Genomic DNA, 21,237 nt, shown 5'->3' with positions numbered 1-21,237 from the left:
ATCATTAATTATTCCTTTTTTAATAAATTGATGGATAGTCAAATAAGGCCAATCAATCGGATTTTTTACCTATCCATGTGTGACAGGGTTATAATGGATGTAATCTACATGAGTTTGTAAATCTCCATCCTCTCTAATTCGAACTTTTGCTATTAGCGTAGAGAATCTTGATTTACCCGCTTATGCCTTAAAGCGTTTACTCAATCATAAAATGACGCAAGATGTAACCTCAAGATACATCTTGCGTGATGTGGAGCGACTTCGAAAACCTATGCAGCGGATTTTGGATTATTTAAATCAACAGATGGTTGGCACTATAGAGGTCGTTGAGGATGCTGATTATAAGTACCTATTATCTTTATAATAATCCTATTAAGTTAGGATTATTATCTGTTGTTATTGTATTTTTAAATTTAATCCTACTATAATGGGATTAATGAATAATTAAATCGAAATTCTTATATTAAGTCTACTCCAGTAGGATTATATGGCCAAGCAAATTAAAAAATTAAAAACTCCCGACCTTCAACAGCCTTTAACCGCAGAATTGTTAGGAGCAGTCATTAAAGCACGCCGAACTCAAAGTGATTTACGGCTAGAGGATGCGGCTGCTTTGTGTGGTGTAGCCAAAGAAACCTTTATGAAAATCGAACATGGGCAATCGAACTGTCAATTGGCAAGTGTATTACAGATTTGTTCCGGTTTAGGAATAAATCTGTACATAAAGCCATGGATGGAACATGGTGAGGATGAGAATGATTGGAGATAAGCAGGACTTGGATGTCTATCAGGGAGAATATCAAATAGCCCATATCACACTTATCGAGGATCAATTGTATTGGCGTTATAATGCCAATTGGCAAAAGACAGGTTATGCTGTTTCTCCACACTTACCTTTACATGAAGATGTTCCACCATTAAATGTGCAACGATTTCTGCGAAATTTATTACCCGAAGGAAATCCTTTAGAAGTATTAGTTAATATTTTTCATTTAAGTAAATACAATACATTTGGACTAATTCAGGCTTTAGGATTAGATACACCCGGATCATTAGTGATCTTGCCATCACATCAAGAACTTCCTAAACATGCAAATTTTCGACTGATAACTAATGAGGAGCTGGAAGAGCGTTTAAATAATCGAGATCTCTACAGTTTAATGGTTTGGGATGGAAAACCACGTCTTTCAGTTGCTGGAGTACAAGATAAAATTAACGTGGTATTAAATAAAGAAGACCAACTTGGTTTTGGAGAAGGCAGCTTGTGTTCTACCCATATTCTTAAATTTGAAAAACAAAAATTATCTCATTTAGTTTTAAATGAATATCTGAGTATGCAGCTCGCTAAACGCTGTTCATTGAAGGTTGCTAATGTTCAGTTGAAACGCTTTGGTCAGCACCCAGGTTTATTGGTGGAGCGTTTTGATAGGAAAATGATTACCACTAATACAGTGCAAAGACGCCACTTAATAGACGGCTGTCAGGCATTGAATTTACCCCCGGAATATAAGTATGAGCAGAACTTTGGAAATAGCCGAGATGTGGCTGATATAAGAGATGGGGTAAGTTTGCCTAAGCTATTTGATTTTGCAAATCAATGTATCCATCCTGCAAAAACCAAGCAACAAATACTTGATTGGGTTTTATTTAATATCTTGATATTTAATTGCGATGCTCACGGTAAAAATCTCAGTTTTTTTGTTGGGGCTAACGGCATTTCTCTCGCACCATTTTATGATTTAGTTAATATAAAAATGTATCCTGAATTTGAGCATGGCTTGGCGATGGCACTAGGGGATGAATTTGAAGGGAATAATATTAATGCTTATCAGTTCGCTGATTTTGCAGATACATGCCAGTTGCCACGATTATTAGTAGCTAAACGTTTAAAATATTTGATTGGAAAATTAACTGTTGCTTTGCAAGAAGAAATCAGCCTTATTTTGATTAATGATAAAGAAGCAAAATATTTAAAAAAATATCAGGAAATGGTCATTAAGCGATGTAAGCATTTATTAGAGCAAAGTGAACTCATTCATTCAATGGAACTCTAGTGATTCTTATAACTTTAAGATCTTGTAAAACCTTTGAAAAATAGCCAACACTAACCCGAGAAATCCAAAATGATATTCCGAAAAGCCCGTATGATAGTCTTAGGGTTTAACTTTATATCAGAGTAAATTTTATTAGAATTAGTTGGGACATCAGGGACAAGTGGGACAATCACATAAACGCCAGGTTTAGATGTCCCGAGAGAGAAAAATTCTATTGGGACACATGGGACAAATCCTGCCATATATTTTTTTTCAGTGCCCAAGACGTAAACCGTAGGCATTGTGTTAAAAAATAAAACCGATCCTGTTGTGTGTGAATACGCTGGTGGTTTTTTTAAATTAAATGAACAGGGCGTGTCAGTTATTGGAAATGACAAAGACGGTAATTCGATGGCACCACGTTAGATCTGCTCACTTTTATAGGTGGTGGCCAAAACCCGTGATGCTAAAAGTGGTGAGTGGGGTCGATTGCTTGAACGGCTAGATGATGACGGAATTATACATCAATGGGCAATGCCTTTGGCCTTGCTTCAGGGGGATGCTTTAGAAGTAAGACGAGAATTGGCTAACCTTCCTGGGTCTTAATATTAATCGAGTAGTTTTGATGATGGTCATGTTATTGAACTCCCGCTACTGGTTTGCTAACCAATCTTCATAGGTTAGGGCAAAACGAAAATGGTCTTGCCAAATGCCATTGATTTTCAAATAACGGGGTGAAAACCCTTCTTTGATGAACCCGTTCCTCTTTGCAAGTTGTATAGATGCATTATTTGTAGGTTGAATATTGGCTTCAATTCGATGAAGATCCAACGTTGTGAATATTTCTTTAAGGACTAATTTAAGCGCCTGCCCCATTAATCCTTTTCCAGCGAACTCCGCAGTGGCGTAATAACCTAAGTAAGCGCTTTTAAATACGCCTCGCACGATACCGCTAATATTAAAAACACCAATTATCTGCTGGTCATCGTTCCATGCAAAATAGTATTGTTCACTTTCTTGATTGCCTTTATTCAAGTAAAGTCGAAATTCTTCAGTAGTTGTGGGTGCTGTTATAAAAGGAAAATGAAAATCGCTGCTCTTTTTCATTGCAGAAATAAACGCTGTTTCATCTTGGAGCGATGGTTCACGAAGCACAATCATTTCATTCTCATGAGCTAAGCTATGTAGCCTGATATTATATCAAAGTTATTACAATATTATGTCTTCATGGGATTTTAAATTTTTGGGGTAAACCACGTAACTACTTGATTTACATGGTGGCCAGAGACGGGATCGAACCACCTATACGAGGATTTTCAATCACTCAGTCTTATTGTAAGTGATTGATTTAATATAACTTTATGTCGCAGGAAACTACTGCAAATGTACTACCATGTATAACAGTGTCGTACTCAAATACGCAAATTCCCCACAATGGTTTTTTACAGGGTTATTTTAATATTGAAACCCATTTGACGTTATTGGGTTTCAATATTAAAATTATAAGTATGAAACTAAATAATGAAATGACATTGAAAGATCTGTTTACAAGACCAGTCTTTTACGCCGCAGAGGCACGTGAAGCAGGTATCCATCCTAGCCGACTCAGTTATTATGTAAAAACGAATCGTGTTGAACGCATTGGTCACGGTGTTTATCGGGGGGTAGAATCTTCTGTTGATGCGGATTTTCAATGGGAAGATCTGATTGTCATCGCCAAAAGTATCCCGCAAGGTGTGATATGTCTCGTCTCAGCTTTGGCTCTGTATGAACTGACGGATGAAATGCCACGAGAGCATTGGATAGCCGTTTCTCATTCTACTACGGCACCAAAACGAGAGCATACTCGTATTGTTAGAATGCGTGATATGGAAACAGGTAAAACACTGTATACAATAGGGCGAGAAACAGTCGTCATTTTTGATAGAGAAAGAACGATAATAGACGCTTTTCGTTATCTCAGTAAAGAAATTGCCATTAAAGCGCTTAAAGCCGCAGTGAGTGGTAGAGCGACCCAAAAATTGGATATTAAAAAACTTCAACAATATGCGAGACAATTTGGACTTAATCTTGAGCCTTATATTTTGACGGTGACAACATGAATGAACAAGCCTTAAAATCACGCTTAAAACATATTGGCAAAGAAAAAGGTAAGAGCTTTAATGAAGTCTGGAAGCTATTAGTTTTAGAGCGATTTTTAGCCAGACTTTCTCGTTCTGAATATTCTGATAAATTCATATTCAAAGGTGGGTTGCTATTAGCCTATTACTTGACCATTGGCAGAGAAACCGTTGATATTGATCTATTAGCTAGACGGCTTAATGCAGAAAAATCCAATTTAGAATTAATCATGCAAGAAATCTGTTTACTCAATCTGGATGATGGGTTTCAGATGCAATTCATCAATCTTGATAATTTAGATCACCAACATATGAATTACCCTGGGTTTCAAATAGGAATTGCCGTTCAATATGGGGTGATGAGCGATAAATTTTTTGTAGACATTGGTGTCGGGGATGTGGTTGAGCCAGTATTGTTGGATTGGCCATCTTTTAGTTACAAAGAAAGACCATTGTTTAACGATTCTATTTCACTGGAAGTATATCCGGTGGAAACTATTTTTGCAGAAAAATTGGAAACTATCATTTCTCGTGGTGCAGCCAATAGTCGTATGAAAGATTATCATGATCTATTCTTACTCTGCCGGGAGGATGGGCTTCTTGATAAAACTCGCTTAAAAGATAATATTGACCAGACATTTCAAAACAGGGAGACAGCATTCTCAATTCCAATTCAATTTCAATCCGATGAGTTGGAGCGAATGCAGCTTCTTTGGGGAGGGCATTTGCGCTCTTTAGGGACTTCACGAACTCAAATGCTTAGTTTGCCAGAAGAGATAAATACAGTTATTAATGACTTAAATCAGTGGTTGCTAACAGTTTGGCCGGTCTGATTTGCTGAAAGAAATTTTATAAACAAAAGTTAAGAGGATAGGGCTGTATTTTTTGTTGATGACTTAAAAATTGGAATATTAATATAGAAATTTCTGTCTCGTTATTTTTGATCTAAATCTTTCTCTGGAGCTAATGAGGTCATAATAGAGTTTATATTAGTTATTTTTTATTATAGCGATTGTTTAAATATAAACTTTAGTAATAGTGAAGATCGTAAGGATTTATTTAAAACGAGCATACATGAGATTTTAGGGATTTGGGGGCACCACGTAACTATTTGATTTACATGGTGGCCAGAGACGGAATCGAACCGCCGACACGAGGATTTTCAATCCTCTGCTCTACCGACTGAGCTATCTGGCCCCAATGGGGTGCTATTAAACTCCGATAAGCGTTTTGAGTCAAGTATTGTTTACATTTTTTTTGAAAATAATTTTTCGTGGTAGGATACTGCAATCTGTGCCCCTAGTAAGGCGTTGCTTTTAATAAGCTCAATATTGGCTCGTAAACTCTTTCCGGCTGTTAATTCAGCAATACGTTTTAACAAGAATGGAGTGAGGGCTTGACCTTTGACGTGCTTGGCTTCCTGGTGAGCTTGTTGAATAAAAGGGGTCATTTCTTCGTCTGATAATTCAGCTTCTACAGGAATAGGGTTCGCAATCACAATACCATTACTCATATTCAAATGGCGTTGGACTATCATGAGCTGGGCAACTTCATCAGCGGTGTTTAACCGATGAATAATGGGTATGCCACTGGAACGACTGTAAAAAGCAGGAAATTCATCGGTACCGTAACCAATGACTGCAACGCCATGCGTTTCAAGTACTTCAAGTGTTTTAGGCAAATCAAGAATGGATTTTGCCCCAGAACAGACAACGGTTACGGGGGTAGAGGCTAATTCAATTAAATCGGCCGAGATATCAAAGCTGTTTCCTGCTTCCTGGTGCACTCCGCCGATTCCTCCAGTGACAAACAAAGGAAGCTGAGCCAGGTGTGCGCAGAACATAGTTGCTGCAACGGTAGTGCTGGCTGATATTTTCTTACTCAGTACATAGGATATATCTCGGCGAGATGCCTTTAGAACTTCTGTAGATTCAGCAAGGTGTTCCATGATCTGTTGCGTCAATCCTATATGAATTTTTCCCCGGTACAGAGCAATAGTCGCAGGTGTAGCTCCTTGATTACGTATGATGTGTTCAACCTCACATGCCGTATTTAAATTTTCTGGATACGGCATGCCATGAGAGATGATGGTTGATTCAAGTGCTACTACGGGTTTTTTGTGTTCTAAAGCGTCTAAAACCTCTTCATTAATTGCTAACAAATCATGAAACATAATGGAGTCCTTTAATTTCTGGCAACATATCCCGATGGCTTTTCCGAGCCTTCACCAAAAAAGTATTTTTGCATTTCTTCTTTGAGAAAATCACGTGCTCTGGCTTCCACCAGGTTTAAGCGATATTCGTTAATCAGCATGGTCTGATGAGAAAGCCACATATTCCACGCTTGCCTTGATACTTGATTGTAAATGCGTTCACCCAATTCACCCGGGAAGGGTTGATTTTGTAATGCTTCGGCATCTTGTTGTAATTTACAGCAAAAAACGAGTCTGTTCATCGTACACCTCTTTAATTCACCAAAAAAAGCATATTATGCGTGAATCCTTAATCTACTCCAAGCATTATCCATAACGCAGGAACATTGCGCTCAATCAAATTGATTTTTTACCTGTGCCTGGAGAATATGTTGCGACAGCAGTTGCTCTTGTTCAATGGTCAATTGAGTGAATGCAACAGCAGTACGATAATTGGTCTCATTTTGAAACTGACTGTAAACCACAAAAGCATCAAGGATTACAGGAATCATTCTGGGCTTGGTGTAAAGAACAATTTTTAAATGTGTGTTTTCTTCAAGAAGTTTTGATGTTTTAAAAGACATGCCTCCCAGGCTGATGTTTACTTTTTTCATTTGCAGCTTTCCAGACATCAAAACGTGACGAGATAAGTAATCTATTTTGGCGTTTAACAGATTAAGACAATCAGCTATAGCGGATTCTTTAGAGGATAACGCTTGAGTTAATTCACTAAGCTGATGGTCAATATGTTGAAAATAGTTCATAGCCTCCATGTATTTTTGCCCGTTTTCTCCCAATAGTTGATTTGAAATAGACGAATCAGTGCATAATTCACCGGGAGAAATCACTCGATAATCAAAGTAAATCTGATCATCGATACGAAAATGTTGGCGTCTTTCATTTACTGGCATAATTGCTCCATCAATTCTGTTTATCGTTTACAATCATCACTTAACTCGCATAGAATGATCTTCTGTAAAGCTCTCATCAGGGATGGGATCGGTTGGTCTCTCCGCATCGTGGGTCACAGGTTCAGCAGTCAAAAGCCCATGCTCCATTCTTAAGTCATCTTCAAGAGCCGCCAGAGGATCCAGGTGTGCCACCCCATCATCAGCCACCTCATGCACGGCTAATTGCATCAATATGGGTACAGCTGGTAACTGAAAATGATTGATGACCCTTTGCGCATCCAGCGACAGGTTTTGGCTTTCTCTAACACCCTCTGGATGATTGGTCGCCAAGGCTGCTTTCTGGATGCAGGCGGTAAGAAATCCGGTAAATTGTGCATCTGCCAGTTTGTTCTGTGCTATGGCTTCGCGAACTACTGCATTGAATTCAGATACTCTATCCAACTTTAAAGCAGCAGAAAAAGCTTCATTCAGGTTTGCGGGCATTAAATCGGGATTCATCAGCTTTTGCAGTTGTTGTTGTGCGTCAAAATAGAATTTTTTCAGGACATGCATGCCCAATCCTTTGTCTTTGGCTGTTCTGATAAATTCTTTCAAATCAGCCTCTGTTTTAGTCAGAGCGGCGATTTTATCTGCGGGTCTGCGTTCTGCATCGTTCATTATGCTTTTGTACGTTGTAATGGTATTAATAATTCGGGTTCTGTGTCCTACACCATAAGCGCTTTTGATTGCCGCTAAATCTTCTCTGGCCAGATAGTCTCTGTCCGGTGACAAAATGGTCTGATGTTCGGGATGCAACATTCCCTCACTAAGGGTATTGAGATCTGCTTTGCTTATGGTGAGTACCTTGGCGGAAACCAGAGCCATGGAATCGCCTCCACCATGTCGCTTGATGAATTGCATCATGTCTGGAGGCACCTTGGATTTAAAATTGATTTGTACGCTGCCATTGCCCATATCCCTGATCGATTGAACGGTATTGGTTTGTCTGTTTGTCCATGGATTTTTATAGGGCCTACCATCATCACTAAACAGCACGGGGTTATGAATCAATTTTTCCAATATGAGCGCTTGTCTTACCTCATCGGAACTGACAACTCCCGTTGTTTTGGGTAATACCTCATCAATTTTTTTTATTCTGCCTTCAATTTTTGTTTTGATGGTAATGGCATCACGTTCCAGGATTTCAACGTCTTTTAATTCATCAAGTAACCTATCTCGAGTTGCCCTGTCCAAAACACCGCCCAGTTGATCTCTTAAGGTTTCAGCCCGGTTATGGTGTTGCCAGGCAACGTGGTTGGCGTACTGGATTATTTTGGCGCCTGATTCTTTAAGGTGTAAGATACTTGCGTATTTACTGACCATAGACGAATCTTCAATAAGCGTTCGGTTACGTCCTTGTCCGTGGCGAGTGTGTTTTACAATAAACTGGTTGGGTTGCAGACTCAAACGGGAATCAAGAATGAATTTATCACTGTCCATTATAACCTGGTCAAAAACGAAAAGGCTTCTGCCGTTTCTTAGTGCTTTATTCTGGCAATATCCTCCTACTGCATCCGTGTCTGAACATAAATAAAAGAGTGCTAATGAATTACCAAAATCATCAACAAAACGGTCTCCTTGCATGCCTTCCCCAACAGGTTTTATTGTCGAGTAATGGGTGTAAGTCTGGCCGCCAATGCCTAAACCGGCTGTAAAAGTTTTTCCTGAGGAAAACTCACTGAGTAACTGTATGTTATCGAAAGGAACAAACATAGCCGGATGGCCTTTATGTGAAATGGTCGTTGATGAGCCTGTGTCTAGTCCCATGATTCGAGAGATATTAAGTGCCATAGCTTCACGCTGAACTTCTTTGATATCGCCGTGTTTTGGGAGTTTGATTATGGCTTCAGTACTTAATTTGAATTGTGCTCTGTTTTGATTATAACGTTCAACAGTCAAGTCCTCTTGTTCATTTAGACGACCCAGTTGGGTTTTGACACTGTCAACTGAAACAAGGGAAATTTTTTCGGTAACTCCACCTGCAGCCTCTGCGAGAGTACAGTAAACTGAAGTTGCTCCGTTATCCAGGGGAATGGCAATGCGTTCTAACTGATTGACTTTATTCAAGTCCATCAGGATATTCAGTCTGTTAAGTAATAGTGCTTTTTGTGGATTTGCATCAGCTAAAGGCTTAATCAAATCAGTGACAGTTTTGATGCGCAAATTAACCTGGGCGATGTCTGCAGGATTGAATGCGGTCTCACCAGGTACAGTTTGCAGCAGAGCATACAGTTTTGCCCTGGCATTTTGTATTTCTTCATTTAATTCCAAATCGGCTTCTGCGGGTATACTGGTTGGTCTGGCATAATAGTTGCTCTTTGGTAATGCGCTAATATCCCGAGCATTTCTCAGATAGTTTAATCCAAATTCAGCGCTACGTTCCTTTATTCCGGTTAGTGTGGGCGGCGAGCCGGCGGTAAAAACGGTGGAATAATTCAGAACATCGGTGAAATTTTTCCATTGCAATTCATCAAGTTCCAGCGTTGCAAAGTCAAATAACCCATTGTTGTTGAGGGTAATATGATCAAGCAATCCGTCCAGTGCCGCATAAGGTGCTAATGCGTCATCTTCAAGGTTTACCCTATCTGGACTTTCGCTTCTTTCCTTAATGTAGCGCTTAATAATCCGTTTTTTTTGTGCAGCGTCCACTGGCTAGATCCTCATGGTATCAACTAGACTTATTGATAACTATAGACATTGATTTGTTTTTTGTTAATAAAAAATACAATTTTTTTATTGAGAGGGCGACATGAATAAAAAAAAATCAACTACAGAGAAGGCTGTTTTTTATTTAAGTACAGATCAACGCTCAAAGGCCCTGGAATATCTTGAGCGTTGGAATAACGAGCAACTGGCTGAATTTCTTTTAAATCATCTTTCCTTGCATGAGCAATTAAAAGAAACCCAGTACGATTCGTTTTGGACCAATCGTCGTATGAATTTACGTATTCCTGGATATCCTGATTTTCGTTTTCAGGCGCAACCGGGAATAAGCGACGCAGACTTTGTGATAGGGTATTTACTGTACTTACTGCAACTCAAGTCCAAAAAAACTCAGTCTGCTGAAGATCCATTTTTTTTGCGAGTAACCTCCTCGGATTATTTGTCCTTTCATAGCATTCGCTCGTGCTTGCATAGAGCGTATACCAGTTTAAATAAGGCAACAGAGGCTGATTTGAATAAATTGGCTGAGTTTTTATACAATCTTGAATATTTTGCAAAAAAACATCAATGTCCAGGGTATTTGTTAGTTGCCTATGGTTACATGCGGTTGGCTTTGAAGTATCAACAATTGGGATTGAGCGACCCATGTCGAGCAGCCTATACACTCTGTTGGAAGTTTCTTCATTTAGCCGCTTTAACCGAGACACAATCCGAAGCGTCCATAAACAATGCCTATTTTGGTAAAGGAATTATTCTTAGCACACCATTTGAATTATCCTCAATATCCGAGATGAAAACGTATTGTGCCCAGGTTGCCGGTGGTTATTTATCATCTGATGATTGCATAGGGGCTGAGAAGGCTGGATTATTCATGTATGAACATTTGCCAGCGGTACAAAAGCCCGATGAATCAACGAGATCCGTATTAGGTCTTTAGACAATTGATAAAAAGTAATAATTGAATTATTCAGAGGTGAATCATCTTTTGGCAATGTCATTTGCCTCTTGAACCGAATTTCTGATTTCATGACTTCAGAAATTCGGTAAGAGCATCAGTCACGTCATCTCATGCGTGATTGGTTTTCTTGAGGGCAATTAGACGTCAACGGAGTATCATTGGTCTCGGGTGTAACCGGTTCCCATATGAAATTCTGAATGCTTGGGCGAGTTTTTTTACCCATACGAGAGTTACAGTGAAAGTCACCTCTGAGCAGGGCTGATTTGATACTGGCTACCTTTTCTTTTTTGGCTTCTTTAGAACCTGGGTTAGAAAAAAATCCGGGTGCTGCAATAAAAGAAAAAGACATTTTTTTAGCTTGTGCCGATGGTCTGAACACCACAGTATCTGTTGAGAGTTCTTCGGGGGTATCGTCTTTAATGACCATGGTAGCAGACGGCAGGGCATCAGCAGCTGCATCTTTCTCGAGCGATTGACTTGATTTAATTACCATAGTTCCTGATGGCAAAGAGTCAACTTGCTCTAAACTGGCCTTGTCTTGGTGAATTGATTGTTCGTTTAACAAAGGCACAGGTTTGCTGTTTAAATCAGAATCACTACTGGATGAGTCGCTGTATTCGCTGTCATCCAATGCTTCCGGCACTATCTCTTGGATATGAGCAAAGAGAAAATCTTTAAACCGAGCCGATTCTAATAGTCCCAGATTATTTAACTCTCTTGGAGGCAAAAATTGCAAAACAGCAAAGTGCGTTTGAAATTCATCGCTTTTAAGATCCTGATGAATAGTTACAGACGCCATATCGACATCAGTTGTACGGTCAATGCCATACAAACCAAAAGTTAACCAGTGCAACGCTTTTCTGTACCATGAGGCTTTATGCCAATCCTGCTCAAATAAGACCGACTCAAGAGAGAGGGAGCATTTTTTAAAATAAGCATGGCTGTACTCTTTGTAACAGGTTGTTGCCAGTTTTTCAGCCATGTAGGTTATACGGGTATCCCTGGGTTCAAGAGATGATATTTTTTTAAACTGTTCATTGGTGCGCAGCAAATAATCATCTGGCTTGGGATTGAGGCTGAAGAGATTTTTAAATATTGATGCGAAACGCTGTAACACACTGATATTTTTTTCGTTTATGAGCGCTGTAATGGGAGCAATATCTTCTTGAATGCCCAGCTGTTCCGATGGGAATTTTTGTTCCACTTGGGCATAAAAATTATCAGGACTCATATTTTTCAAAACAAAAAGATCTTTGAATTGGTCGATGGTCATACGATTTTCGGGATTCGTGCGGGTCAGTTCCTGAATTAACAGTGACATGTTGATTATTGCATTTGTTGGCGAGCAAAAATAAGATGCAGCACTGATGTCTTTATCTCTGAAATCCTCAGGTAGCTCGTCCATTTGAGTTAACAATAGAAATTCCTTTAATATCATACCCAACTGATATGCCATAAATTGAGGCATGTCTAATGTCGTTGTGTTTGCTTTTTTGTTAAATTTTATTCTGTTAGTGAGAAAGTCCAGACAGTTATTGTATTCATCAGGAGCGTAATTAGGGCTACTGCGCACGGTGCTGACTAAAGGATACCGATTGTCAATAAATGTCTTGCGATCACTGATTAACAAGCGGTTTTTATCAGCAAGAAAATTAGAAAGTTTCATGTCGGGGTGGTACGCTTTGGCATCCAGCAACAAGGATAAAAAATTGATGATTTGATCAAAATAAAATTGTGCATAAGCAGCAATGTCCTGTGCAGATTTATTGCGTAATTTCAGTGCGACCTCTACCAGGTTGCCTTGCTTGGCAAGGTCACTTATAGCTACAGGATTGTATTCGATGGGAGAATTTTCATTTTGAAATCCGTTTATAAACAGCGCATAGTCTTCAATGAAGTACATGGATACATCATGCGAGTGCAGGCGTTGTTCCAGACTCAAATCTGAACGATCTTCAACCCGTAAGGCCAGCTCTTCTTCTCCTTTCTCACCTTCCAAACCGCTGATGGTAAATTTGAAGTTTGCATTATTTCCTCCTGCTCCAAGAGGTTCTGTTTTGTATCTCAGTTTATGGGACAAGTGATTAATCGAGTCAGTTTTATTTCTAATTGCCTGAATTTTCGATGATACCATCTCTGACAAGATGATTTGTTTTTCTACTTTGCTTTTAATTACTGGTTCGGTGGCTGCCAAGCGAGTCAGATCAAGCGAAAGGCTTATATAGTCATTTCCTGCTTCGGCAAAACTGTTATTAATCAGATAGTCATCACGTTTTTGCATTAACGGATAGATGATGTAAGGAGAGTAGGTTTTTTTTTCAGCTTTTTGCGAGGAGTATCTGGCAACGGCCTGCGCAAATTGTATTCCTTTGAGGAAGAATGAAGCATGTGGCGTAATGGAATATCGTTTAAGATGCTCTTCAAAACCGTTGGCACTGGAATCGGTCATCCAGGTGTATAATCGTTTATCGGGAATAAGAGTATTCAAGTGGTAATTTATTTTTTGCAGGTAAAAGAGTTTTTGAATATCCTCTTTTTCAGGGAGTTGATTAAACGTATTAACCAGTTCGATTAAAGACGAAAAAGGTTTTGGTGGTGCTAACATCGGCATAAAAGACCCCGTACAAAGAGAGCTAAATTTACATTCATTGACACTATGCAGTCAAAAATTGAACAAAATTAACACATGATAACCGCTCTATCAAGCGTTTATTGTGAGCAACAAGAAATTATTTTTGACTTAATGATTTTATTTTATCGCCTTGCTGTGTCATGTTCAGAGCTAATCCAGGGAAATTGGCAACAGACCCAAGCCTTTTTTTTATTTTTTCTAATATAGGCCTCATGGAGCCGTACTGATTTACTCTACGCTTATAGGTCAGTCCTTGGTAGTTGATTAAACCGGTTCAGGAAGCATGATTGTAGTTTTTTGTAAGTGTGTCTTGTTTTTGTTATAAGGGTAGCAAAGAACTGTGGCTATAACAGGGCGTTTTATGCTTTAATACCCTACATTTACTAACATCAATTAAAGGGTTTCGTTATGACTTTTGTAGTTACAGAAAGTTGTATAAAGTGCAAATATACTGATTGTGTCGAAGTGTGTCCGGTTGATTGTTTCTATGAAGGGCCTAACTTTTTGGTGATTCATCCTGATGAGTGTATAGACTGTGCCCTTTGTGAACCAGAATGCCCGGTTAACGCTATAGTCTCTGAAGACGATTTGACTGATGAGCAACAGCAATTTAAAGCATTAAATGCCGAGTTGTCTCAATCCTGGCCTAATATTACCGCCAAGAAAGACGGACCTGCTGACGCCAAAGATTGGGAAGACGTTAAAGATAAACTTCAATACTTGCAAAAAGAGTGGAAGAAATAACCTCGCTCCCCGAATCCTGTCGGCGTATCCTCAGCGATAAAGGGAGGCTTTCCACTGCGATACCCGGTTTTGTTGCCCGAGCTCCCCAGTCTGATTTGGCACAAGCTATTGCTGAGGCAATATCCAAAAAATCAATATTGGTTGCAGAGGCAGGAACCGGAACAGGCAAAACCTTTGCTTATCTGTTGCCCTGTCTGTTAAGTGGCAAAAAAGCGCTCATTTCCACTGCAACCAAAACACTGCAAGACCAACTTTTTCAAAAAGATTTGCCCACTTTGGTGCGAGCTCTGGGTTTATCGTCCCGTGTCCAGAATTTAAAAGGACGAGCTAATTACATCTGTCAGCACAGGGTGCAGATGCATGCAGAAGAAGGGCAGTTTCATAGCCAGCAATGTGCTCATGAAGTGTTGCATATTCGGGACAAGCTGGCGCAGATGAAAGACGGTGAGCGTTCGGAATTACCTGAGATTAGTGAGGATTCACAGGTCTGGAATTATGTGACCTCAACTACAGACAATTGTTTGGGGGCGGAATGCCCTAAACACGAAACCTGTTTTTTGGTTAAAGCCCGCAAACGAGCGATGGATGCCGATGTGGTCGTCATCAATCACCATTTGTTTTTTGCCGATTCACGTTTAAAACAAGAGGGTTTTGGCGAATTATTACCCGGTGTTGACGTGATTGTTTTTGATGAAGCCCATCAACTGGCTGAAATAGCAACGCATTTTAACGGTGAGCGTATAGGTACCCGTCAATTTGCTGATTTGGTTGACGACATTATTGGTGAGTGGCCTGTTCTTGATTTGGCAAACCAGCCTTTGAAAGCGCTGCGCAACCGGTCGGATAAAGTAATGGATGAGCTGTTGCATGCATTACCACTCAAGGAGGACAAAGTAAGTTGGGATGAGCTTTGGAAGAATAAGCCTTTCGCAAAAGCCTGGGAGAATTGGCTGACCGTTAAAGACGAATTGATGGACTGCTTAAAGGATGAGCATATTGCGGAAATCCCGGGTCTGGTCAGATGCAAGGAGCGTTTGGTAGAACTGGATAACATTTTGCGTTCATTTACCCAGTCTGCGCCAGATAAAATTCGTTGGCTGGAGCGATTCAAACAGACTCTGGTGTTTCATGCAACTCCCTTTGATGTTGCCCAATCCTTTAACAGCCTACTGAAACATCATCAATGCACTTATGTGTTTACTTCTGCCACATTAACCATGGCTTCTTCTTTTGACTGTTTCTGCAAGCCTTTGGGCTTAAAAACTGCGCAAACCTTATTACTGCCTAGCCCATTTAATTTTCACGAGCAGGCACTGCTTTACATGCCCCGGGGGTTACCCGATCCCAAAGATTCGGCATACTATCAATCGTTATTGGATAGGGCGTTGCCTGTAATCAATGCATGTGGTGGGCGCTGTTTTTTCTTGTTCACCAGTCATAAAGCATTAAAATTAGTTGCCCAAATGCTGAGCAATACTTTAGACTATCCATTGTTGATCCAGGGCTCAGAAGCAAAACCCATTTTGCTGGAGCGGTTTCGGCAATTAGGGAATGCGGTATTGCTGGGAACAGCAACATTTTGGGAAGGAGTTGATGTTAAAGGCGAAGCGCTCTCTTGTGTGATTATCGATAAATTGCCCTTTGCAAGTCCTGTCGATCCAGTCATGCGTGGCCGCATGGCCTATCTCAAAGAAAGAGGGTTATCGGGGTTTGATGAGCTGTCTTTACCTAATGCGGTCATTGCTTTAAAGCAGGGTGTAGGTCGTTTAATTCGTGATATCACTGATAAAGGGGTATTGATGATAGCCGATCCGAGACTTACTTCCAGAGAGTATGGGCGGGATATACTTGCCAGTTTGCCCCCAATACCGCGAACACGAGATGAAGGCAGGGTATTGAATTTTATTAATGATTTGGCGCTTGAATATGAAACTGTTAGCGATTGATACCTCCACTGAATTGGCCAGTGTGGCGGTTTTATCAGGTAAAGAACTCACCTGCGAAGAGCAGGGCAGCCAAAGAACGCATGCGGAACTGATATTGCCTATGATTGACCGGCAAATGACTCAGGCAGGTTTACAAATTCATCAGTTGGATGGAATCATTTTTGGTTGTGGCCCTGGCAGTTTTACTGGATTACGGATTGCGTGCAGTATTGCCAAGGGGTTGGCTTATGCGCATGATGTGGATTTAATACCCGTTAGTAGTTTGGCCGCCATTGCCTGGGCTGCCCGAGAGCAGCTTAATAGTAGCGATTCTCCCTTACTGGCAGTTTTGGATGCACGCATGCAGGAGATGTATTGGGGATTTTATGCCCCTGGTGTATGGGTGGCTAATGAGCAGGTGAACGCAGTGCAGGACATTACTCTGCCGCAAGAGCAACCGTTGATACTTGCTGGTGCTGGTATAGAGTTGTACTGGAACGAATTTTCAGATTTAATTAAATCTCAGGTTTGTGCCCGTCTGGATGTATTTCCTCATGCCGCAGCCATGATAAAACTCGTTCAAAATACCCAGATTAGTCCGGTTCCAGTAGCACAAGCGCAACCAGTATACGTGCGCAATAAGGTCACTCAAGGAGATTCTCGTGGATAAAAAATTATTAGAGTTGTTGGTTTGTCCCTTATGTAAAGGCAAATTAATAATCAAAAAACAGGAGCTTATTTGCAAATTTGATCGTCTTGCTTTTCCAGTGCGAGATGACGTCCCGGTCATGTTGGAGCAAGAAGCACGAACCATTTCTTTAGAAGAAAAAGACAAACTATGAGTATTTCTTTCCATGTAATCATTCCTGCACGATACCACTCCACCCGTTTTCCGGGAAAATTAGTGCAGGACTTGAATGGTATCACGGTTCTTGAAAGAGTATACCGACAAGCGCTACTGACTCAAGCCAAAACCGTCACTATTGCTACAGACCACGAAGTTATTGCTCAACATGCAGAAGATTTTGGTGCCCCTGTAGTTATGACCTTACCTACTCATCAGTCAGGTACAGACCGAATTGCTGAGGTTGTGGCAAAAGGTGATTATGCGGCTGATGATATTATTGTCAATGTTCAAGGGGATGAGCCCTTCATTTCTCCTTTACTCATTGATCAAGTCGCTCATGGATTAACGCATACCAAAGCGCCCGTGGCGACTTTGTGTTGGCCTATCAACTCAGTTGATCTGCTTGATAATCCTCATGTTGTAAAGGTGGTTCGTAACAAAGAAAATTATGCGTTGTATTTTTCCAGAAGCAGCATTCCAGCGCACAGAGATGATAGCAATTCTTTTGAACATACCTTCAGGCATATTGGGCTTTATGCCTACAGAGCATCCTTTTTATTGGATTTTGTAACATGGCCGGTCTGTGCTTTGGAGCGATTAGAAGCTTTAGAGCAGCTGCGTGTTTTGTGGGCTGGATATTCCATAAAGGTTGAAGAGGCTTGTGTTGAACCCTTACAAGATATCAACACAGAAGAAGACCTGCTAACAGCTCGAACCCTTTATATGCCATAGCGTTAACCGCACCACACATTTGATGCGATCTGGCGTATCCTTGATGCAGCGCAGCGTAATCAAGGTTTATCTAACTCAGAGATTGAAAACCCTTCAGTTGATTTGGTGAATAAAACCTTGATTGCGCTGCGCTGCATCAAGGCTCATAAAAACAAATCAGTAGCTGCGTAGCCTGGTTGCTTGCAACCAGGATTTGTCCAAATTATCTTGGTTGAATCGGAGCAAACATTCCCCGCCCCTAAAGGTTTTTTATCTGTGGCTTAATTTGAATAATCTTAAATCAGCTGCTTGCGTCATTTTCATATTATCTAGTTGTTGTATTTCATTTAGGAATAAGAAAATCCCTGGTTGCAAGCAACCAGGCTACAATCTACAATCCGCTCGCAAAAACAAATCAGTCCATCCTGGTAGCATGGAAGAAGGCCGTATCCCGGGTTCACCTTGTGGATATTTCAATCGGCTATTGATAAGCACTTAATAATTCCTTAATCAGTTTGGTTGTAATATTGATACATAGAATAAAAAAATTATTATTTTTTAAATAAAAGTGATTATCACACTCGATTTGTGTTAAAATATTAATCAATAAGGTTTGTTGATAATCTGCTTGCTGGTTTAGCTATATAAGTTTCTACTACTAAAAATAATGATTTTTTTTGAATGACTTAATTTATTTAAAGGTGAATGTTATGCCAAATCCTTCCGTATTTTTAGTTGATAACACTGGCAATGGTAATTGCATGTATCATTCGTACAGTATTTCACTAATGTACTACTTGCGTTCAAAAAATGACCCTGAAATTACGGAAACGGTTTTTAATAACATTGGCCTTAATGAAGAAGAAAAACGCATCTTAATGCCCATAATCACTACGAACAGGCATCAAAAAATTCCTCAAGAGCAGATACGCACTATTATTGAGCCCATGCTTGCGGCTAAAATCAGGGCGCTGGGTGCACGCCAAACCAAAATTGAGTTTATTAAAAACCCAGTAGCAACTGGAGTGTTCTCATCAGCAAAATACGGTATTGAACATTATTTTCGCCAGACTCTCCGCTCTTTGGGAAGTCAGTTAATATCAGTCCCTCTAAATAACTCCGATTTGCGGCAAGCAGAAATTTACAGGGTAAAAGACATAACCCAAAAAATGGCATATTTCGCTCATGATAAAACCCAGGAGGTTTATAACCAGTTTCGGACCGAATGGAATAAAGTAAAAAATACTGTCAAAGAAGCGGATATTCACTTCAGACAGACTCAAATTATGGATGACATATTAAAAAATAAAACAGTAGAGTTTTTTTCGCTTAACAATTATGCCAATCTGGATGCCTATATTGAATACTTGAGCACAGATAAAGTATGGGGTTCAGAGGAGACTTTATTCACTATCCACCGAGCAGTTCAGGGCGAGTATTCAGTTCGAGATGAAAAAGGTGATGTAGAAATACGACATCAAACCGCAATAAATTTGCAAATACTTAGAAATGGCATAGCTGTACAAGAAGATAAAAATCCTGAAATAATTTTGAATAACTCCGGTAATATACACTGGAACTCTTACATACCCGAAAATGTGTTCAATCCGCAACAGGCTTATTTAGCTCAGCTTGAAGATCAGCGCACTTTGTCCGATGAAGAAAAAGCGCTTGAGCTTCAGAGATTTTTTGATACTGAAGAACAACAGATTCGTCAAGATCAAGCTCTGGCAGAAGAGCTGCAAAGACGAGAGCTTGAAATACAACGCAAGTTTGATGCACAACTTCAGTTGCAGCTTACAGAAGATCAGAAAGCTGCCGAGGAATTGATTAAAAATATATTAAGAGAAAACCCTGAGTATGCGGAATTAATCCTCGCTAAAGAAGTGTATTTGAACACATCAGACGATGCAGCTGTGCAAAATTCAGAGCCTGGAGCGCAGCAAGCTGTAGATGAAGCTCAAACCCATGCGCCACATGGCCCATCTGAGGCAATAAACATAGCGCATACAGAAGCTCAGGAAATTGCTGACGACGAGGCATTGGCTCAACAAATGGCTGCTGAGGAAGAGACTGCCTCTGCTCAACGAATGATACAAGAGCAACACTCTGCTGCTTTAGCTTTATCATTAGCTGAGGAAGAGTCCGCTGCAGTGGCTCAACGATTGGCTGAGGAACAAGAGTCTGCTGCTGTGGCTCAAAGATTGGCTGAGGAACAAGAGTCTGTTGCTGTGGCTCAAAGATTGGCTGAGGAACAAGGTGTTGCTGAGGAAGAGCCTGCTGCTGCCTTGGCTCAACAAATTTCAGAATCACAACACAATCCATTTGATGGGATAATTCTGTCATTAGACGAAGAAATGGCTCGACAAATGGCTGCTGAGGAGGAAGCTGCTGTTGCTCAACGATTGACTAATGAACGAGAGTCCATTGCTTTGGCTCAACAACTGACTCAGGAACAAGGTGTTGCGGTTGAGGCAGAGTCTGCTGCCGCCTTGGATCAACCAATTTCTGAACCACAAACCAATCCATTTGATGGGATAATCCTGTCGTTAGACGAAGAACATCAAGATACTTTAAATGACGAAAAATTGGCTCGAATACTGGCTGCGGAAGAGTCGGTTGCTTTGGAGAGACGATTGGCCGAGGAACAACAGCACAACACAATGATTTCATCAAATCAACCTGATCGTACAAGAACTGGACAAAAAGTTCAGATGGATTCTGAGGTTGAAGACGCAATTAAGAAGTTTGAAAAATTACTATCTGATCTTGGAAGAAAAATTAAAGATTTAGAGAAAAGACAAGAAGAAGCATTGTCTGTGCAATCCTCTACATACTCTTCGCTGGTTCTAGCATCTTTATCTGCTAATACTTTACATGAAGAACTAACTTCTGAATTATCAAAATATGAGAGTAACCCCACAAAGGAACAGTATTTGCAATTCAAAAATACTTGCAAAAGTGCGATTAATCTTCGACGTCCAGTACTTGAGCAGCATAGGGGGTTTAAACAGCTTCTGGGTAATATAGCTCTTGCGGTGCTTGGTCTTGGTGTTATTTATCTGGCCGCTGCGGCTGTAAATAAGGCCATTACCGGCAACTTTCTGTTCTTTAAAACGGATTCGGCAGTCATTGTGGATAAAATTCAGAATAGCTTGGATGAGATTGAATCGGTACAAAATAATCCAAAGAAATAGATAATATCTCGTATTGAGCAAACAGATTATCATTTTAAATCGATCTGGAACTCTCCCGCACAAGAAGTATTGAAGAAGTCTTTTGCGGGAGAGGGCGTGAACATAAAATTCCGTTTTTTTCTATTTCTTGTAGATACTGTCTTTAAAGGCAAGCAAAATTTTCATTAAACGGTTGCTTGCCTTTAAAGACAATATCTACTTGGAATGAAGTTTTCAAGTTGTTTAGTTGTCCCTTATCCTGTTAGATCCTTACAATAACTGTAGC

17 protein-coding genes, 1 tRNA gene and 2 pseudogenes are annotated in these 21,237 nt (G+C 40.1%); 13 read left to right on the top strand and 7 right to left on the bottom strand.

The genetic code is table 11. The features are described from left to right. Positions 1-133: 133 nt before the first annotated feature. The 4 genes and pseudogenes from Lwor_RS14135 to Lwor_RS13550 all read left to right on the top strand — a co-directional run. A pseudogene (locus tag Lwor_RS14135) lies at positions 134-364 on the top strand (hypothetical protein); the annotation flags it as partial. Between the two features lie 123 nt (positions 365-487). Next, a complete protein-coding gene (locus Lwor_RS10465; protein ID WP_058493821.1) occupies positions 488-769 on the top strand; it encodes a helix-turn-helix domain-containing protein in 282 nt (93 codons plus the stop codon). Next, complete coding sequence (locus Lwor_RS10460; RefSeq protein WP_058493820.1) at positions 750-2,054, top strand: HipA domain-containing protein; 1,305 nt, start codon at positions 750-752, stop codon at positions 2,052-2,054. The genes Lwor_RS10465 and Lwor_RS10460 overlap by 20 nt, the downstream gene beginning before the upstream one ends. Before the next feature lie 279 nt (positions 2,055-2,333). Then, positions 2,334-2,627: pseudogene (locus tag Lwor_RS13550) on the top strand (DUF927 domain-containing protein); the annotation flags it as partial. A gap of 57 nt (positions 2,628-2,684) precedes the next feature. Here the strand turns inward: Lwor_RS13550 and Lwor_RS10450 are convergent. After that, on the bottom strand, positions 2,685-3,194 hold the full coding sequence (locus tag Lwor_RS10450) for a GNAT family N-acetyltransferase (RefSeq protein ID WP_058493818.1): 510 nt from the start codon (positions 3,192-3,194) through the stop codon (positions 2,685-2,687). Between the two features lie 365 nt (positions 3,195-3,559). Between Lwor_RS10450 and Lwor_RS10445 the strand changes: the two genes are divergently transcribed. Both Lwor_RS10445 and Lwor_RS10440 read left to right on the top strand, forming a co-directional pair. Beyond that, entirely contained in the window at positions 3,560-4,135 is a 576-nt protein-coding gene (locus Lwor_RS10445) for a type IV toxin-antitoxin system AbiEi family antitoxin domain-containing protein (RefSeq protein WP_238584655.1), read from the top strand. After that, positions 4,132-4,986 (top strand): nucleotidyl transferase AbiEii/AbiGii toxin family protein, encoded by an 855-nt coding sequence (locus Lwor_RS10440; RefSeq protein WP_058493817.1) that lies wholly within the window; start codon positions 4,132-4,134, stop codon positions 4,984-4,986. Before Lwor_RS10445 ends, Lwor_RS10440 begins: the two co-directional genes overlap by 4 nt. A 288-nt stretch (positions 4,987-5,274) precedes the next feature. Here Lwor_RS10440 and Lwor_RS10435 read toward each other — a convergent pair. The 5 genes from Lwor_RS10435 to Lwor_RS10415 all read right to left on the bottom strand — a co-directional run bounded on the left by Lwor_RS10435 (position 5,275) and on the right by Lwor_RS10415 (position 9,943). Continuing rightward, positions 5,275-5,350, bottom strand: a tRNA-Phe gene (locus Lwor_RS10435). A 49-nt stretch (positions 5,351-5,399) separates the two neighbouring features. Continuing rightward, the gene (locus Lwor_RS10430; protein ID WP_058493816.1) at positions 5,400-6,326 is read right to left on the bottom strand and encodes a pseudouridine-5'-phosphate glycosidase; all 927 of its coding nucleotides are present in this window, start codon (positions 6,324-6,326) and stop codon (positions 5,400-5,402) included. 11 nt (positions 6,327-6,337) lie between these two features. Then, positions 6,338-6,607, bottom strand: a complete 270-nt coding sequence (locus Lwor_RS10425; RefSeq protein WP_058493815.1) for an oxidative damage protection protein — start codon at positions 6,605-6,607, stop codon at positions 6,338-6,340. Between the two features lie 90 nt (positions 6,608-6,697). Next, positions 6,698-7,255 (bottom strand): PilZ domain-containing protein, encoded by a 558-nt coding sequence (locus tag Lwor_RS10420; RefSeq protein WP_058493814.1) that lies wholly within the window; start codon positions 7,253-7,255, stop codon positions 6,698-6,700. 36 nt (positions 7,256-7,291) lie between these two features. Then, entirely contained in the window at positions 7,292-9,943 is a 2,652-nt protein-coding gene (locus Lwor_RS10415) for a hypothetical protein (RefSeq protein ID WP_058493813.1), read from the bottom strand. A gap of 100 nt (positions 9,944-10,043) precedes the next feature. Between Lwor_RS10415 and Lwor_RS10410 the strand changes: the two genes are divergently transcribed. Next, the gene (locus tag Lwor_RS10410; RefSeq protein ID WP_058493812.1) at positions 10,044-10,895 is read left to right on the top strand and encodes a DUF5630 domain-containing protein; all 852 of its coding nucleotides are present in this window, start codon (positions 10,044-10,046) and stop codon (positions 10,893-10,895) included. A gap of 124 nt (positions 10,896-11,019) precedes the next feature. On the opposite strand, the gene legK7 is transcribed toward Lwor_RS10410, so the two are convergent. Next, positions 11,020-13,527, bottom strand: a complete 2,508-nt coding sequence (legK7, locus tag Lwor_RS10405) for a LegK7 family Dot/Icm T4SS effector kinase (RefSeq protein ID WP_058493811.1) — start codon at positions 13,525-13,527, stop codon at positions 11,020-11,022. Between the two features lie 429 nt (positions 13,528-13,956). Here legK7 and fdxA point away from each other — a divergent pair, with 429 nt between their 5' ends. The 6 genes from fdxA to Lwor_RS10375 all read left to right on the top strand — a co-directional run bounded on the left by fdxA (position 13,957) and on the right by Lwor_RS10375 (position 20,972). Then, positions 13,957-14,292, top strand: coding sequence for a ferredoxin FdxA (gene fdxA / locus Lwor_RS10400; protein WP_058493810.1), 336 nt, complete (start codon positions 13,957-13,959; stop codon positions 14,290-14,292). After that, positions 14,280-16,238, top strand: coding sequence for a DNA repair helicase YoaA (locus tag Lwor_RS10395; RefSeq protein WP_058493809.1), 1,959 nt, complete (start codon positions 14,280-14,282; stop codon positions 16,236-16,238). The genes fdxA and Lwor_RS10395 overlap by 13 nt, the downstream gene beginning before the upstream one ends. Then, positions 16,219-16,887 carry a tRNA (adenosine(37)-N6)-threonylcarbamoyltransferase complex dimerization subunit type 1 TsaB gene (tsaB, locus tag Lwor_RS10390; RefSeq protein ID WP_058493808.1) on the top strand — a complete coding sequence of 223 codons (669 nt, stop codon included), beginning with the start codon at positions 16,219-16,221 and terminating at the stop codon, positions 16,885-16,887. The genes Lwor_RS10395 and tsaB overlap by 20 nt, the downstream gene beginning before the upstream one ends. Continuing rightward, positions 16,880-17,059: a Trm112 family protein gene (locus Lwor_RS10385; RefSeq protein WP_058493807.1), complete on the top strand. Its 180-nt coding sequence runs from the start codon at positions 16,880-16,882 to the stop codon at positions 17,057-17,059. Before tsaB ends, Lwor_RS10385 begins: the two co-directional genes overlap by 8 nt. Beyond that, positions 17,056-17,796, top strand: a complete 741-nt coding sequence (gene kdsB / locus Lwor_RS10380; RefSeq protein ID WP_058493806.1) for a 3-deoxy-manno-octulosonate cytidylyltransferase — start codon at positions 17,056-17,058, stop codon at positions 17,794-17,796. The genes Lwor_RS10385 and kdsB overlap by 4 nt, the downstream gene beginning before the upstream one ends. Positions 17,797-18,485: 689 nt before the next feature. Next, positions 18,486-20,972, top strand: a complete 2,487-nt coding sequence (locus tag Lwor_RS10375) for a coiled-coil domain-containing protein (RefSeq protein WP_058493805.1) — start codon at positions 18,486-18,488, stop codon at positions 20,970-20,972. Positions 20,973-21,237: the final 265 nt, after the last annotated feature.

Origin of the sequence: Legionella worsleiensis, from assembly GCF_001467535.1 — a bacterium.
GTDB lineage: Bacteria > Pseudomonadota > Gammaproteobacteria > Legionellales > Legionellaceae > Legionella > Legionella worsleiensis.
The sequence above is the reverse complement of the archived record's forward strand: the minus strand, read 5'-3'. Positions and strand labels throughout refer to the sequence as shown.

What these genes read in the sequence shown, in the direction of transcription:
- Lwor_RS10425 (WP_058493815.1), bottom strand. Translation starts at nt 6,607, where the DNA reads ATGAACAGACTCGTTTTTTGCTGTAAATTACAACAAGATGCCGAAGCA.
- Lwor_RS10375 (WP_058493805.1), top strand. Translation starts at nt 18,486, where the DNA reads ATGCCAAATCCTTCCGTATTTTTAGTTGATAACACTGGCAATGGTAAT.
- Lwor_RS10445 (WP_238584655.1), top strand. Translation starts at nt 3,560, where the DNA reads ATGACATTGAAAGATCTGTTTACAAGACCAGTCTTTTACGCCGCAGAG.
- Lwor_RS10440 (WP_058493817.1), top strand. Translation starts at nt 4,132, where the DNA reads ATGAATGAACAAGCCTTAAAATCACGCTTAAAACATATTGGCAAAGAA.
- Lwor_RS10410 (WP_058493812.1), top strand. Translation starts at nt 10,044, where the DNA reads ATGAATAAAAAAAAATCAACTACAGAGAAGGCTGTTTTTTATTTAAGT.
- Lwor_RS10450 (WP_058493818.1), bottom strand. Translation starts at nt 3,194, where the DNA reads ATGATTGTGCTTCGTGAACCATCGCTCCAAGATGAAACAGCGTTTATT.
- Lwor_RS10430 (WP_058493816.1), bottom strand. Translation starts at nt 6,326, where the DNA reads ATGTTTCATGATTTGTTAGCAATTAATGAAGAGGTTTTAGACGCTTTA.
- legK7 (WP_058493811.1), bottom strand. Translation starts at nt 13,527, where the DNA reads ATGCCGATGTTAGCACCACCAAAACCTTTTTCGTCTTTAATCGAACTG.
- Lwor_RS10420 (WP_058493814.1), bottom strand. Translation starts at nt 7,255, where the DNA reads ATGCCAGTAAATGAAAGACGCCAACATTTTCGTATCGATGATCAGATT.
- Lwor_RS10465 (WP_058493821.1), top strand. Translation starts at nt 488, where the DNA reads ATGGCCAAGCAAATTAAAAAATTAAAAACTCCCGACCTTCAACAGCCT.
- Lwor_RS10460 (WP_058493820.1), top strand. Translation starts at nt 750, where the DNA reads ATGAGAATGATTGGAGATAAGCAGGACTTGGATGTCTATCAGGGAGAA.
- fdxA (WP_058493810.1), top strand. Translation starts at nt 13,957, where the DNA reads ATGACTTTTGTAGTTACAGAAAGTTGTATAAAGTGCAAATATACTGAT.
- tsaB (WP_058493808.1), top strand. Translation starts at nt 16,219, where the DNA reads ATGAAACTGTTAGCGATTGATACCTCCACTGAATTGGCCAGTGTGGCG.
- kdsB (WP_058493806.1), top strand. Translation starts at nt 17,056, where the DNA reads ATGAGTATTTCTTTCCATGTAATCATTCCTGCACGATACCACTCCACC.